We start from the raw sequence: 14114 nt of genomic DNA on the forward strand, positions 1-14114 counted from the left end.
TAGCATTCATCATTCACTTTTATCGCGTTCAATCCATGGCATGAAGGGTCATTGCATTCTTTCGCACGGCTTCGAGAGCGGGCCGGACGCCACCAAGGTCACCGCCTTGGCCCAAGCTGCCGAAGCCTGTGGTTGGACCCATGAGCGACCGGACTTCACCGGCTACGACGCAAAGCGGGACATCAGCCCCTTGGGTGATGTCGATGCGCGCTTGGCGCATCTCCTTGCGCTGGCGCAAGCGGCGGCCCAGAAAGGGCCCGTCGTTTTGGCCGGGTCCAGCCTGGGTGCCTATATCTCGGGGCATACCAGCTTGAAGGTGCCGGTGAAGGGGCTATACCTGATGGCGCCCCCCATTTCGCTCAACGACGAACACCCGTTGCGCGCCGCGGAGGTGCCCACTGCGATCATCCACGGCTGGCATGACGAACTGATTCCGGCGACCGACGTCATTGAGTGGGCGAAGGCACGCAATGACAGCCTGCTATTGGTCAACGACAGTCATCGATTGTCCGACCATGTCGACACCACCCGCATGCAATTCCAACACTTCCTGGAAAGACTCTGAACACCACCTCGTCATTTTTTGTCAGCTGTGCGCAAGGCCTTGAGTACCTGTTGGTCGATGAGTTGCTTGCAATGGGTTGCGCGACAGCCACCGCGGCACGTGCAGGCGTCAACGCGACAGGGTCTTTGGACAATGCCATGCGCGCCGTCATGTGGTCGCGCCTCGCCAGTCGTGTGCTGTGGCCATTGGCGAAATTTCCCTGCGAAGACGAGCAGGCCTTGTACGAGGCGATTTCAAAGATCGATTGGGAGCAACACATTCCGCTGCTTGCGAGTTTCGCCGTCAACGCGCATGTCTCGGGTAACGCGCTTAAGCATGAGCAATATGCGGCCCTGCGCGTCAAGGACGCGATCGTGGACCAGCTTCGTGCCCAAACCGGCGTGCGCCCGGACGTGGACACGGAGTCGCCGGACGTGCGCGTGGATTTGGTCGTGCAAAAAGGACAAGCAACGCTCTCGATCGATTTGGGCGGGCAGTCGCTTCATCGGCGTGGTTGGCGGTCGGCGCAAGGCGCGGCGCCCCTGAAGGAAAATCTTGCGGCCGCCATGTTGATGCGCGGCAAGTGGCCGCAGGTGTACGCCGATGGCGGGGCACTGCTCGATCCGATGTGCGGCGCCGGTACGCTGGTCATCGAAGCCGCACTCATGGCCGCCGATGTTGCGCCGGGTTTGCAACGGCATCAAGGATTGCCACCGACCCGATGGATGGGCCTGCTGGTCGCTGTGTGGAAATCGCTTCAAGACGAAGCGCAGGCGCGTGCGGATGCCGGTCTCGCCGCGTTGCGGCAGGTGTTCTTTGGCAGTGATTTGGATGCACGAGCGATAGAGAGTGCCCGCGAGAACGCACAGCGTGCAGGCATCCAAGACGCCTGTGTGTTCACACAAATGGATGTCGCCGATTTGCCACCGATGCATTTGGTCAGCGGGTTGGTGGTGTGCAATCCGCCCTATGACAAGCGCCTTGAATCCAATCCTGGCGAATACCGGGCATTGGGTGATGCCTTGCAACGTATCGCGCCGGAATGGTCGGGCAGTATTTTGTGCGGCAGTGAATCCTTGGCCAAGGCCATCGGTCTTCGTTGGAAGAAGGCCTATCCACTGCGTAATGGCGCATTGGAATGCAGCCTGTTGGTCATTGAGCGAATGAAGCAGGCGCCGCGACCGGTCGCCGAACCGGCCGAATTGTCGGAAGGCGCACATATGGTGGCGAATCGTCTGCGCAAAAACCTGAAGAACAGCAAGGCTTGGCGGCAACGCGAAAATATCGGCAACTGGCGAGCCTACGATGCCGATATTCCGGAATACGCTGCGGCGGTTGACGTCTATACCGAATCCGGCAGTCAGGCGCACTGGATTCACGTGCAGGAGTACCAGGCGCCGGCGGAAATTCCGGAAGCAATTACGCGCAAGCGATTCGCAGATCTGCTGTCGGCGGTACGCGAAGTCTTTGCCGTGGATCGCGAGCACGTCGCCGTGAAAACACGTCGCATTGCCAAAGGCGGCAGCAAATACGGCCAGTTCGACCAGCGCAATGAATTCATCGTGGTGGAGGAGGGCAGCGCACGTATCCGCGTCAATCTTTTCGACTACTTGGATACGGGTGTGTTTCTGGACCATCGGCCGCTCAGGAAGCGGATCCACGATGAGGCCGAAGACACGCGTTTTCTGAACTTGTTCTGCTATACCGGCGTGGCCACCGTCCAAGCCGCATTGGGTCGTGCACGAAATACCACCAGCGTCGATCTATCCGGCACCTATTTGCAATGGTTGGAGGACAACTTGGCAGAGAATGCCCTTGCGGGACGCCAGCACCGGATTGTTCAAGCGGACGTGATGCAATGGCTGGCGGAAGAGCGTGCGCAATACGATTTGATTTTTTGCGATCCGCCGACCTTCTCCAATTCAAAGCGTGCGGAAGACTTTGAGGTCCAGCGATCGCATGTGGAGTTGATTAGCCTGTGCGTGGACAGACTTGCGCCGGGCGGCGTCTTGTATTTTTCGAACAATGCACGTCGCTTCAAGCTGGACGCAGAAGCCTTGAGTGCGTTTGCAAATTTTGAAGACATCACCTCGTCGACGATCCCGGTGGACTTCGCACGCAACAGCAAAATTCATCGGGCTTGGCGAATCACCGCGCGCTGATTACTTCAACTCGATCGTCACCACCGGCGGTGTCTGCCAATCCACGCCGCGCAAATGCAGGGTGGTGGCACCCAATGTTTTGGTTCGCGGCTGCAGTTCGGTATGGATGGAGAAGATCTCCGACGTGCCAGCGCGCGTCGTGTGCGTAAATCGCGCCTCGGCATCGCCAGCCCAAACGCACTGCACACCCGGTTTGCAACGCGAATCGTTGACGATGCCTTGATAGGTGAGGCGCGAGCCGTCCGGAAGCAGAGCGTTCGCGCCGGCTGACAAGGTTGTCTGCGTACCGACCTCCAAACGGACAGCGGGTGGTGCGGGGGTTGTCGGCTTGCCCGGTCCGGTGCCACTGGCGCAGGCACCCATGCTCAACAACATCATCAAGCCGGTACCGGCTAAAAAACCACGTTGACTTTGCATGGCGGATCTCCTCAAACGAAGCCACAGACTGCCGCAGCGCGTCCGCATGGCACGTGAAAGAACGCGCTATTCGCCCTGCAAATACGATTCCGCGATACGAATCGGTTCAGGAATGCGGTCCGATCTCATGACATCCATCACAAGTTCGGGTGCGGCGGCCATGGAAACGCGATGGCCCGGCGACACAATCAACGGCGGCGATTCGATCTTGCTGCGCAACACCCAACCGATTTGCACGCCGCCTTCCCGCAGTGGCGAAAACGCGCCCCGCATTTCGTGTAAGGGCTTGGAGGTGCCGACATCGGATTCCCGGGCAACACCAATGGTCGGCAAATCCATCAGTACGCCCAAGCGCACCGCCAAACCTGCACGTGAAGCGTGCGACACGCCATGGCCATGCACAAACAGCAAATCAGGCGGTGCGGAAAGTTGTGCAAGCGCCGAGCGCAGCAAGCTGACGACGGCTTCCGAATCGGGGCGCGCAGGGCTTTCGATTCGCACGCTCGCCGCATCAATGACTGCAAATTCCTTGAACGACATCAGCACTGCGGCGCCACGCAGTTCACCGGCATCGGAATGCCATTCGGTGCACACGCCGGCGACCGTGCGCAGGACTTTCGGAAACTCATCTTTCAGCCGTGCCTCGCCCACCTGCGCACCCAATGCGGCGGGGCGAGGCGTGATTGCGCCGGATGTGCGGGATTCCCTGCTAGGGCTCATGGAAGGTATGCTGGCGCAATGAAGCGACTACTTTACCCACTCTTGTTTGCCAGCGTCGCGCTGATGTCAGGCTGCGCCGCCAACCCGTCGACGAAGGCTGTGCACAACGCCGCGAGCGCAACGCAGTTGGTGCGTGTGCTGGTCAAAGATTGGGACGCGACGCACGGTCAATTGCAACGTTTCGAAAAGCATCATGGGCAGTGGCGGCCGGTCGGTGCCCCCGTCGAAGTTGTTGTGGGTCGTACCGGCAGTGCTTGGGGACGCGGCTTGGAAGACGTGGTTGCCGATGCCGTTTCACCGGTAAAACGCGAAGGTGACGGCAAAGCACCGGCGGGCGTGTTCCGCATCGGCACGGCATTCGGTTATGCAACACAGTTGGACACACGACTCATCTATCTCCCGATGCAAGCCAGCAACTACTGCATGGACGTACCAGCATCGCCCTTGTACAACCGCATCGTGGATGCCAACAAGGTGGGGGAATCGGCGGTCTTGGGTTCAACCGAGCCGATGCGACTTGATTTGATCAAGCCAGGCGACATGCGTTATCAACGCGGGTTCGTCATTGAACACAACGCCGATGCCGTACCGGGCAAGGGCAGCTGCATCTTTGCGCATCAATGGAAGAATCGAGATACGCCGACGGCCGGCTGTACGGCAATGGCCCCTGAAGACATGCAAACACTCATTGCTTGGTTGGATCGACGCGAGAATCCCGTTTTTGTGTTGATGCCTGAAAACGCCTACCAAGCATACGCGGCGAGCTTGGCTTTGCCGGCAATGGAGAATGGCATCGAATGAAGTTGTCGACGACTGCGCGAATGATCACGGCCCTGATAGCGGCAGTGCTGCTTGGGCTCACTTCCAGCCGTGTGGCGCCGGAAGCCACCCTCACGCTCGCCACCATTTTTCAAACCATCGGCAAGTTGTGGTTGAACGCACTGCAAATGACGGTTGTTCCGCTGGTCGCCGCCTTGGTGGTTTTGGCGGTCAGCAACGCCGAGCACGCCGCGGCCTCCGGTCGGATGACGCGCAAAGCTTTGACCGTGTTTCTGGTGCTCTTGGTTTTCAGTGCGACCTTGACGGCAATCTTGGCGCCGCTGCTGTTCAATCTTGCCCCGCGTAGCGAGACCTTGATGCATGCGTTGGTCGGGCCAGGAAGTGCGGACGCTGCCAAGACGGCAGCACCTGCGGCCACCGATTGGTTTACCAATATCATTCCGACCAATGCGATCGCCGCCGCGGCCAATGGCACCATGCTGTCGCTGGTGGTATTTGCCTTGTTTTTCGGATTTGCGTTGACGCGTATCGAAGCCTCGCGCGCGGCACGTCTGACAGAAGTCGTTCAAGCCGTCGCCGATACGATGATTGTCATCGTGCGCTGGGTCTTGGCGGTCGCGCCGATCGGTGTGTTTGCGTTGGTATTTGCGGTGACCGCGAAGACCGGCTTGGATATGGTCTCCGCGTTGGCGATCTACATCGCCGTCAGCATTGTGTTGTATGTGCTGGCGACTTTGTCGATGTATGTCGTCGTATTCGTGGCAGGGCGTGACCGGGTTTCGGCATTCGCGCGTGGCATCATTCCGGCACAAACCGTGGCGGTCAGCACGCAGTCTTCATTGGCGTCGTTGCCGGCCATGCTGCAAGTTGCAGCCAAGAGTTTGGGTCATCCCTTGCGTGTACCTTCGTTGGTATTGCCGATGGCGGTGTCGCTGTTCCGTCTGACGAGCCCGGTCCAATACATCGTCGTGGCCTCGTTCATTGCCTGGACCCAAGGTGTGCACTTGGGTCCCGTACAAATGTTGGTCGCCGTTTTGTTGGCGGTCGTGGTGAGCTTGGGTTCGGTCGGGCTGCCGGGGCAAGCCAGTTTCATCGCCACCAATCTCCCCATCACCAATGCGATGGGGTTGCCGGTGGAGCCGCTGGGCGTCTTGCTCGCGGTCGACACCGTTCCGGATGTGTTTGCCACGCTGGGTAATGTCACCGGCGATTTGGCGGCAACCAGCGTTGTTGCCAAAGGTGAGGCCTGCGATGCGCCGGCCGACCCCTCAACCTAGGCGCTTAAGTACGCAAGATCGGATTGGCGAGCGTTTCCAACTTGGTGAGATCCAGGATTTCCAGATTACGTCGGTCGACGTGCAGCACACCTTCCTCTTGGAATTTGCGTAAGGCGCGACTGACGGTCTCCGGTGCTAAACGCAAATAGTTGGCAATGTCGGTTCGCGCCATGCTGAGTTGGAACCGAGTCGGCGAATAGCCACGCTCGCTCAACCGGCGTGACATGCCGACCAGGAAGGCGGCAATGCGTTGTTCCGCCGTCCAATCACCCGCCATCAAGGCGGCCTTGCCGATATCCCGACTCAACAAACGGAAAAGTTGGCGCTGCAAGCCGGGCAGTTTGGCAGCCAATATCGAAATCTTCGGGAACGAGAAGCGGCACAGGCTCACCGTATCCAACGCCACGGCATTGCACGGATAGTGATCGCCATCAATCGCATTCAAGCCGATCAGCTCGCCCGGCAAGTGGAAGCCGAGCACATGTTCATTGCCGTCGCGATCTAGCACGTAAGTTTTCACGCTGCCGGACCGTACCGCCGCAATGGCATCAAATGCATCGCCATCCCGGAAGATATGTTCACCGGCATGGAATGGCCCGATATGCTCAACCAGAACGTGCAGTTCATTCAGCTGGTCTTTGTCCAGCCCATGTGAAATGCAGGCGTTTGAGAATGCACAAGTTGTGCAGAAGCTAAGCGCATCGCCGTCATCGGAGAGCGTGCCCGGACTGGTTTTCGGGAAGCTCGCCGCTCGCAAAGTGGCGTCGGTATCTGTGCTCATACCGTCCATTTTAGCCGGTTCGGGTGCAAGAAACCGGGATGCGTTAGGCTATGCGCGGGGAAATGTCGCACGGTATTGAAAGGTGCGGTCTGAAAAGGTTTGGAACGGTCGAACGAGGACGAGACAATTGTTTGTCTGCAGTTCAAGTGAGGCTTGTTCTATTTTTGTGAACAGATTCCTTTCGTTTGGTCTCTCTAGCTTGATCAACTGTGACGTATGACGAGGACGGTGACGTTATCCGTCCCGCCGTCATCCAGCGCACCGGCAACCAAAGTGTCGACGGCCTCTTGCGCGGTCGCCTTGGTGTTTGCCAATACTGATGAAATCACCTCGTCGGTGACGTGTTCGGTCAGCCCGTCACTACACAGTAGAAGTTGGGCACCCGGTTCGAAATCTCCGGAAATGCTTTCGATATTCAGCTGCGTCAAATCAGTCACGCCCAGCGCTTGCGTGACCATCTTGCGTTTGGGATGGGAGCGCGCTTCTTCACGGCTCAGCATGCCGTGTGCGACCAACTCTTCCACATGACTGTGATCTTGGGTGATCTGAACTGCGCGTGTGCCGGGTCGCCACAGGTAGGCGCGACTATCGCCAATCCAGGCGATTTCATACCGGCTCTTCTTGACCAATGCGGCGACGACGGTGGTGCCCATTGGCAGGGTATCCGCACGACGTCTTGAGGCGCGCAGGATTTCCTCGCCGGCGGTGCGAAACGCATCGACCAAACCGTGGCCATCGCGCACTTCCCGGACGATCACATCACGTGCCAGAGCACTCGCCACTTCACCGTAGTCGTGGCCGCCAATACCATCGGCCACGAGGAACAAGCCGAGCGCCGCCTCACCGTGATAGGTGTCTTCATTGTGGTCGCGACGCAAGCCGGTATGGGTGAGATGGCCGAATTCGAACATGGCGGAATGTGTAGTGTGACGACTGTCTACATCATGGCAGAAAATCGGCAATTCGCTCAATCAATTGACGGACTAATTGAAGGCCCATCATTGAACTGACTGTGTTGAATTAAGAGCAACGAGAATGCTTCCGCAGAGCTACTCAAGACGGACGATCTGATTGCGCCATCGGTAGAACGAGCGTTCCGAAATGTTATGTATCTAGCACAATGCTTTGATCGAAGTTGTGCGGGCCTTTGCTTCCAAAATGTGTGGAAAACCTGCTTATCTGTGAATCGCTTTCTCATGAGTTCTTCTTGACTTGCTTTGGGTAGAAAACTCTCCATCCCATTGGCTCCGCGAAACTTCTCAGGCCAAAACTCGCTTTTCATCGTTGTCATTGTGTGACGCATCTACCAGAATTGGATGACGTTTTGGGGAGAGATCGTATGGCAATACGCGTTTTCATGCTGGAGGATCACACGCTCGTGCGCTCGGGGATGCGCATGATGTTGAAGGCGGAGCTTGATATCGAGGTCGTTGGCGAAGCGGAGTCTGGGGAGACTGCGCTGCCGCAGCTGAGGGCATTGCGACCTGATGTCTTGTTGTGTGACATCCATCTGCCAGGGGTGAGCGGATTGGAAGTCACTGAGCGTGTGACGCGGACCATGCCGGAAATCAAGGTTGTTGTGGTTTCCGTGATGGAGGATGGTCCGCTGCCGAGGCGTCTATTGGATGCGGGCGCATGTGGGTATGTGGGCAAAGGCGGGGATTCGCGTGAGCTGATTCGCGCGATTCGTGATGCGTACAAGGGCAAGCGGTTTTTGGCGACCAATGTCGCGCAGAACATGGCGCTTTACAGCGTCAACAAGGACAAATCGCCGTTCGAGTTGCTATCTCGCCGGGAGATTGAAGTGTCTTTGCTGCTGGTTCGGGGAATCCGCCAGGAAGAAATTGCCCGCCGGCTCAACCTCAGTGCCAAGACCATCAATACGCACAAGACACGCGCTTACGACAAGCTGGGGATCAAAGATGTAGTTGCGCTGGCGCGCATGGTGTCGCAACATGGGCTGGGGGATCCGAGTCAGACGTTGCCTAGAGACTTCTGAAATTTCCGGGGAGTGGAAACTGAAAAGGCGCAATCCATGGATTGCGCCTTTTCTTTGTCCCGCGATTGAGGCCGGTCAGGCCTCGGGCTTGTCGTCGGTATCTTCGATCTTCGGCGCGGGCGCCGTTGAATTGCGGAAGATGCTGTTGGACGGGTCCGCAAGCGATACCGCGATGGCTTGAGACAAGGACAACGCGGGCAGGGGTTGCGGAATACGGGTTTGGTTCAAACCCATGCCGCTTTCTTTCGTCAATTCGGCGACAGGCGCTTCGTCGACCTGGGCGGCAGCAGCTTCCTCTGCCGTGCTCACAGCCGCATCCGCCGGCTGCGGAGCTTCCGTAACCGGTTCGACGACGGCCATGGCCGGCGCGGCAGTGAGTTCGGCTTGTTGCACAGCTGCCGAGGTGGCAGGCATGTCCTCATCGCTGGTCGCTGTCACGGAATCCGACTGCGGCGCAGCCGCTTCCGCATTGCTCGCCGGCACGAAGGATTCGGTCGATGCGACGGCATCAACACCTTCGCTGGCTGTGGTCGCGGTCGCTGTGACATTCAGATTCGGCGTGGTCGGGGCGGACGCGTCAACGAGGGCTGCTTTGGCGGTCTCGACCGGCGCGCCGGCTTCAATGTCGTCAAATTCGAACTCCGGCTGGCTGCCGGTTTCCGCGTGCGTGTCGTCCGCGTCATCGAATGCCGAATCTTCTGCGCCTTCGCCTGCCGCGCCTTCGCCACCACGACGACGACGACGGCCACCGCGACGGCCACGACGGCGCTTCGGCTTGTCGGTTTCGCCTGCTGCTTCATCGCTCTGCGCGTCCGTTTCGGCGCTGACTTCCGCAGCAACAGTGGCGGTATTCACTGCAATTTCCGCCGGTGCCGGTGCGCTAGCCACGGTCGTGTCGGCGACGGCCGTTGCGGGCGTTTCAGTCGTTGTGGTTTCAACCGCCTCGTTCACGGCACCCGTTGCCGCGCCCTCATCCTGGCCGTTGCGGCCACGACGATTGCGATTGCGGCGGCGGCTGCTACGAACTTCGCTGTTCGCGGCGATGTCGTTCGGCGTTGCGGCATCTGAAGGTGCCTGAGCGGCTGCCGGCATCGGTGCCTGCTTGGCATTTGCCGGCTTTTCCGCCGGTGCTGCCTTGGCTTGCTGCGGGCGCGGTTCCTGCTTGGTCCGTTGATCGTTGGCACGATTCCCTTGTGCTGCTTCGTCGCGTGCCGGCTTTTGGCGATCAGCGTTGCGGTCGTTACGCGCATTGCGATTGCGGTTGTTATTGCCACCGCGATCGTGATTGTTGTTGCGGGCGTCATTGCCACGCGCAGGCTTCGGTGCTTCCACCGGCGCAGCGGCGTCCTCACCCTTCAACGCGTCGAGGATGCGGCCGAACAACCCCTTGCGTGGCTTCGCCGCCACCGGCGCGGGTGCGATTTCCTGCACCGGGGCTTGGGGTTCGCGAATCGGGGCAGGTTGCGACGGGCGGACAGCCTTGACGGCGGGCGCATCCGGAATGTTCAAGTTCTTCTTCGTCAGCGCATAGGTCGGCAACTTGCGCGGCGTGCCGCGTTGGTAGCTCGGACGCGACGATTCTTCGCCCATTTCGTTTTCACGCAGGCGCGTCACTTCGTAATGCGGCGTGTGCAGCTGCTCATCGGCAACGATGACAATCGGTGCGCCGTGGCGACGCTCAATCTCCGCCATCGCGCTGCGCTTTTCATTCAACAGATAGTTGGCGATGTCCACCGGCGCTTGCACCAGCACTTGTCCGGTGTTGTCTTTCATGGCGTGTTCTTCAGCCACGCGAATGATAGAAAGCGACAGCGACTCAACACTGCGCATGCGGCCATGGCCTTCGCAGCGCGGGCACACGATCTGGCTGTTTTCGCCCAAAGAAGGACGCAAACGTTGTCGGCTCATTTCCATCAAGCCGAATTTCGAAATGCGACCCAACTGCACGCGCGCACGGTCGGAGCGCAAGGCATTCTGCAGACGGTTTTCGACTTCGCGTTGGTGCTTGGTCGAATCCATATCAATGAAGTCGATCACCACCAGGCCACCCAAGTCGCGCAGGCGCAATTGGCGTGCGACTTCTTCGGCGGCTTCCAGATTGGTTTGGAAGGCGGTTTCTTCGATGTCGCCGCCGCGGGTTGCGCGGGCGGAGTTCACGTCGACCGCAGTGAGTGCTTCGGTTTGGTCGATCACCAGCGCGCCGCCGGACGGCAGACGCACTTCGCGCTCGTAGGCGTTTTCGATTTGCGATTCGATTTGGAAGCGATTGAACAGCGGCGTGTCGTCGGTGTAATGCTTGAGCTTGCGCAAGTTGTGCGGCATCACCTGCTCGACAAACTCACGCGCCTCTTCGTACATTTCCGGCGTGTCGACCAACACTTCGCCGATGTCCGGACGCATGTAGTCACGCAGCGCACGGATGATCAAACGCGATTCTTGATAGATCAGGAACGGCGAGGGCTTTGACAACGAGGCCTCGGTGATGGCGCGCCACACCGACAGCAGATAATCGAGATCCCATTGCAGTTCTTCGGCATCGCGACCGACGCCGGCGGTGCGGATGATCACGCCCATGCCGTCCGGAATCGTGAGCGCGTCCATGGCCTTCTTGAGTTCAGCGCGATCTTCGCCTTCGATACGGCGCGAGACGCCACCCGCGCTCGGCGAGTTAGGCATCAGCACCATGTAACGGCCGGCCAGCGAGATGAAGGTTGTGAGCGCCGCACCCTTGTTGCCGCGTTCTTCTTTATCGACCTGAACGACGATTTCCTGACCTTCTTTCAGCAGCTCGCGGATGTTGCCGCTGCGGTGGTCGACGCCATCGACAAAGAAGCTTTTGGAGATTTCTTTCAGCGGCAGGAAGCCGTGGCGGGCGGCGCCGTAGTCGACGAATGCCGCTTCAAGCGACGGTTCGATACGGGTGATCTTGCCCTTGTAGATGTTGGATTTTTTTTGTTCTTTGGACGGTTGTTCGATGTCGATGTCGTACAGATTCTGGCCATCGACAATGGCGACACGCAGTTCTTCTGCCTGTGTCGCATTGATGAGCATGCGTTTCATTGTGCGTTCCTCGCGCTACCATGCGCGCCAACGCCGGGCGTTACTGCCTCTGAACAACGAAAACTCCGCGCAAGCGCGTATTTCGAGTCGTTCAGCGCTACAACACCACGGCATGCCGCGGGAGCGCTTCTTCCTTGGTTTTTGTGGAGCCGGCGCAGCGAAAAGCGCAACGCTCGACACGAATGGGTTCTACTACAGGCCCTTCAGGCCCGACGATCGTCGCTGGCGCCGCCAGTCCGGTTAACATGTCCACCCCAAGGGTGGTGGTTCCGTTACTGGGCGGAACTTCGTACAGTGGGCTTTCGGCCGCAACTGTGGCGAAAAACAGCCATAAAGTTTCGTATCCGGAGTGTATCAGAAAGCCCATGTCAGATTCAGCTTTGTCAGCGCCACGGGGCGTGCGTATGGTGACGGTTCCGGATGATCGGGACGGCCAGCGGCTGGACAATTTTCTGCTGGGTCAGCTGAAGGGCGTCCCCAAGTCACTCATTTATAAGCTGCTGCGTTCGGGCCAGGTGCGTGTCAATGGCGGGCGGGTCAAAGCCGAGCGCAAGCTGGTCGCAGGCGAGGTCGTGAGAATCCCGCCAATCTCAATGCCTGATGAGAACGCGGAAAGGCCTGAAGTCGCCCAAGGCTTACTAAAGGTGTTGGAGCGCGCGATTGTCTTTGAAGATGCGCGCCTCCTGGCCATCAACAAGCCGACCGGATTGGCCAGCCACGGTGGCAGCGGCATTCGCCACGGGGCGATCGAAGCCATGCGTGCGCTACGGCCCAACGACAATCTCGAGTTGGTTCACCGGCTGGATCGCGATACCTCCGGCCTGCTGGTGTTCGCAAAGAAGCGCTCGGCCCTGCGCGAATTGCAAGCGCTGCTGCGGGAAGACCACGGGGCGGGTATCGAAAAGCGCTACATGGCCCTGCTGGTGGGCCGGATGCCCGATGGCACCATGCATGTGGACGCGCCGCTGCACGTGGGTTTGCGTCAGGGCGGTGAACGCCATGTACAGGTCAACCCGCAAGGCAAGCCGTCGATCAGCCACTTCAAAGTCTTGCAGCGTCTGGACGGCCATTCGCTCTGTGAAGTGCGGATTGAAACCGGGCGCACCCACCAAATTCGCGTTCACGCCCAACACATCGGCTATCCGGTGGCCGGCGATGAGAAATACGGCGACGAAACCGTCAACAAGCGTTTCAAGACGAAGTACGGCCTGAAACGCTTATTTCTGCATGCGGCGTCGTTGAAGTTCCGTTTGAACGAAGGTCGCGACGAATACGTGCTCGATGCGCCGTTGTCGGACGATCTGCGCCAGGTGCTGGACGAAATGGCCGGCTAGGTCGCAACGATCAGCGGTTCAAGGCGTCAGCTTTGGCCGCGCAAATGAAATCGTTTTCCGACAAGCCGCCCACATCGTGGGTCGAATAGCGCACGACACAGCGGTCGTAGTGCACGCCCAAGTCCGGATGGTGGTCCTCACGATGGGCCATATGCGCCAACGCGTTCACGAAGGCCATCGTCTTGTAATAGTCGGGAAAGGTGAACGTTCGTTCGATGGCGTGGCCGTTTTCAATCAATGACCAACCGTCGAGCTGGCTCATCAGATTGCGCACATCCACTTCGCCCAACTTGTGTTCGGCGCCCTTTTTGGCGACACAATGGGCTTGCAGGAGGGGAACCAAATCGATCATGCGGTGTCTCTTCTGTATGCGAGTTAAAACCGTGGACGGTGCGAAAGCGCGGTAGACCTCGATCCGGCCACGTGTCGTTAGAATACCTTCCATGATTGAAATCACCGAATCTGCACAAGCCCACTTCCGCCGATTGTTGGAAAAAGAAGACATGCCGGACATCGGCGTGCGTTTGGCTGCTGTGAATGCCGGTACGCCCAAAGCCGATGTTTCCTTGGTATTTGCCGGGCCGGGCGATTTGGACGGTGAAGAATGGGCGGTCGATTGCCATGGCTTCACGTTGTGGGTGGATGGTGCCTCCGCAGGGTTCTTGGATGGTGCGCGCATCGACTATCTGACCCAAGGCATGGGCGGCCAGTTGCAAATCCGTGCGCCGAAAATCAAGGGTGAAGTTCCGGGCGAGGGCGCATCGGTCATTGAGCGCGTGCGCCATGTGATGGAACACGAAATCAATCCGATGCTGGCGAGCCACAGAGGCAGTGCCACATTGGAATCGGTGGATGCCGACGGCGTGGTGTATCTGCGTTTTGGCGGTGGCTGCCACGGCTGTGGCATGGCGGACGTGACCCTCAAACAAGGCATTGAAACGACGCTGAAAGAACGTGTGCCCGAGGTCACGGCCGTCCGTGATGCGACCGACCATGATTCGGGTGCGGCGCCTTATATGCCGCGCACGGGTCACTGAGCG

13 protein-coding genes are annotated in these 14114 nt (G+C 59.0%); 7 read left to right on the forward strand and 6 right to left on the reverse strand.

What is annotated here, in order from left to right:
• Positions 1–40 precede the first annotated feature (40 nt).
• Together H8L67_RS04575 and rlmKL are read left to right on the forward strand one after the other, a co-directional pair.
• On the forward strand, positions 41–565 hold the full coding sequence (locus tag H8L67_RS04575; RefSeq protein WP_220380567.1) for an alpha/beta fold hydrolase: 525 nt from the start codon (positions 41–43) through the stop codon (positions 563–565).
• Positions 562–2706 carry a bifunctional 23S rRNA (guanine(2069)-N(7))-methyltransferase RlmK/23S rRNA (guanine(2445)-N(2))-methyltransferase RlmL gene (rlmKL, locus tag H8L67_RS04580; protein WP_220380739.1) on the forward strand — a complete coding sequence of 715 codons (2145 nt, stop codon included), beginning with the start codon at positions 562–564 and terminating at the stop codon, positions 2704–2706. Before H8L67_RS04575 ends, rlmKL begins: the two co-directional genes overlap by 4 nt.
• On the opposite strand, the gene H8L67_RS04585 is transcribed toward rlmKL, so the two are convergent.
• Together H8L67_RS04585 and H8L67_RS04590 are read right to left on the reverse strand one after the other, a co-directional pair.
• Positions 2707–3123 (reverse strand): hypothetical protein, encoded by a 417-nt coding sequence (locus H8L67_RS04585; protein ID WP_220380568.1) that lies wholly within the window; start codon positions 3121–3123, stop codon positions 2707–2709.
• Between the two features lie 66 nt (positions 3124–3189).
• The gene (locus tag H8L67_RS04590) at positions 3190–3843 is read right to left on the reverse strand and encodes an endonuclease V (protein WP_220380569.1); all 654 of its coding nucleotides are present in this window, start codon (positions 3841–3843) and stop codon (positions 3190–3192) included.
• An 18-nt stretch (positions 3844–3861) separates the two neighbouring features.
• Between H8L67_RS04590 and H8L67_RS04595 the strand changes: the two genes are divergently transcribed.
• Positions 3862–4644 (forward strand): L,D-transpeptidase family protein, encoded by a 783-nt coding sequence (locus H8L67_RS04595; protein ID WP_220380570.1) that lies wholly within the window; start codon positions 3862–3864, stop codon positions 4642–4644.
• Positions 4641–5900, forward strand: coding sequence for a dicarboxylate/amino acid:cation symporter (locus tag H8L67_RS04600; RefSeq protein WP_343222349.1), 1260 nt, complete (start codon positions 4641–4643; stop codon positions 5898–5900). Before H8L67_RS04595 ends, H8L67_RS04600 begins: the two co-directional genes overlap by 4 nt.
• A 4-nt stretch (positions 5901–5904) precedes the next feature.
• Here H8L67_RS04600 and H8L67_RS04605 read toward each other — a convergent pair whose 3' ends face one another.
• Both H8L67_RS04605 and H8L67_RS04610 read right to left on the reverse strand, forming a co-directional pair.
• Positions 5905–6681, reverse strand: coding sequence for a helix-turn-helix domain-containing protein (locus tag H8L67_RS04605; protein ID WP_220380571.1), 777 nt, complete (start codon positions 6679–6681; stop codon positions 5905–5907).
• Between the two features lie 203 nt (positions 6682–6884).
• On the reverse strand, positions 6885–7592 hold the full coding sequence (locus H8L67_RS04610) for a PP2C family protein-serine/threonine phosphatase (protein ID WP_220380572.1): 708 nt from the start codon (positions 7590–7592) through the stop codon (positions 6885–6887).
• Positions 7593–8020: 428 nt separating this feature from the next.
• Between H8L67_RS04610 and H8L67_RS04615 the strand changes: the two genes are divergently transcribed.
• Entirely contained in the window at positions 8021–8680 is a 660-nt protein-coding gene (locus H8L67_RS04615; protein WP_220380573.1) for a response regulator, read from the forward strand.
• A gap of 75 nt (positions 8681–8755) precedes the next feature.
• On the opposite strand, the gene H8L67_RS04620 is transcribed toward H8L67_RS04615, so the two are convergent.
• Positions 8756–11740: an Rne/Rng family ribonuclease gene (locus H8L67_RS04620; protein WP_220380574.1), complete on the reverse strand. Its 2985-nt coding sequence runs from the start codon at positions 11738–11740 to the stop codon at positions 8756–8758.
• A 365-nt stretch (positions 11741–12105) separates the two neighbouring features.
• Between H8L67_RS04620 and H8L67_RS04625 the strand changes: the two genes are divergently transcribed.
• Positions 12106–13074 carry an RluA family pseudouridine synthase gene (locus tag H8L67_RS04625; protein ID WP_255556043.1) on the forward strand — a complete coding sequence of 323 codons (969 nt, stop codon included), beginning with the start codon at positions 12106–12108 and terminating at the stop codon, positions 13072–13074.
• A gap of 10 nt (positions 13075–13084) precedes the next feature.
• On the opposite strand, the gene H8L67_RS04630 is transcribed toward H8L67_RS04625, so the two are convergent.
• Positions 13085–13426: a 4a-hydroxytetrahydrobiopterin dehydratase gene (locus H8L67_RS04630; RefSeq protein WP_220380575.1), complete on the reverse strand. Its 342-nt coding sequence runs from the start codon at positions 13424–13426 to the stop codon at positions 13085–13087.
• A gap of 91 nt (positions 13427–13517) precedes the next feature.
• Here H8L67_RS04630 and H8L67_RS04635 point away from each other — a divergent pair, with 91 nt between their 5' ends.
• The gene (locus H8L67_RS04635) at positions 13518–14111 is read left to right on the forward strand and encodes an NfuA family Fe-S biogenesis protein (RefSeq protein ID WP_220380576.1); all 594 of its coding nucleotides are present in this window, start codon (positions 13518–13520) and stop codon (positions 14109–14111) included.
• Positions 14112–14114: the final 3 nt, after the last annotated feature.

This window comes from Lysobacter soyae, assembly GCF_019551435.1.
GTDB classification, from domain to species: domain Bacteria; phylum Pseudomonadota; class Gammaproteobacteria; order Xanthomonadales; family Xanthomonadaceae; genus Solilutibacter; species Solilutibacter soyae.

Bases quoted from the DNA above. Each gene is read 5' to 3' on its own strand.
- H8L67_RS04575 (WP_220380567.1), top strand. From the start codon at position 41: ATGAAGGGTCATTGCATTCTTTCGCACGGCTTCGAGAGCGGGCCGGAC.
- H8L67_RS04585 (WP_220380568.1), bottom strand. From the start codon at position 3,123: ATGCAAAGTCAACGTGGTTTTTTAGCCGGTACCGGCTTGATGATGTTG.
- H8L67_RS04590 (WP_220380569.1), bottom strand. From the start codon at position 3,843: ATGAGCCCTAGCAGGGAATCCCGCACATCCGGCGCAATCACGCCTCGC.
- H8L67_RS04595 (WP_220380570.1), top strand. From the start codon at position 3,862: ATGAAGCGACTACTTTACCCACTCTTGTTTGCCAGCGTCGCGCTGATG.
- H8L67_RS04600 (WP_343222349.1), top strand. From the start codon at position 4,641: ATGAAGTTGTCGACGACTGCGCGAATGATCACGGCCCTGATAGCGGCA.
- H8L67_RS04605 (WP_220380571.1), bottom strand. From the start codon at position 6,681: ATGAGCACAGATACCGACGCCACTTTGCGAGCGGCGAGCTTCCCGAAA.
- H8L67_RS04610 (WP_220380572.1), bottom strand. From the start codon at position 7,592: ATGTTCGAATTCGGCCATCTCACCCATACCGGCTTGCGTCGCGACCAC.
- H8L67_RS04615 (WP_220380573.1), top strand. From the start codon at position 8,021: ATGGCAATACGCGTTTTCATGCTGGAGGATCACACGCTCGTGCGCTCG.
- H8L67_RS04620 (WP_220380574.1), bottom strand. From the start codon at position 11,740: ATGAAACGCATGCTCATCAATGCGACACAGGCAGAAGAACTGCGTGTC.
- H8L67_RS04625 (WP_255556043.1), top strand. From the start codon at position 12,106: ATGTCAGATTCAGCTTTGTCAGCGCCACGGGGCGTGCGTATGGTGACG.
- H8L67_RS04630 (WP_220380575.1), bottom strand. From the start codon at position 13,426: ATGATCGATTTGGTTCCCCTCCTGCAAGCCCATTGTGTCGCCAAAAAG.
- H8L67_RS04635 (WP_220380576.1), top strand. From the start codon at position 13,518: ATGATTGAAATCACCGAATCTGCACAAGCCCACTTCCGCCGATTGTTG.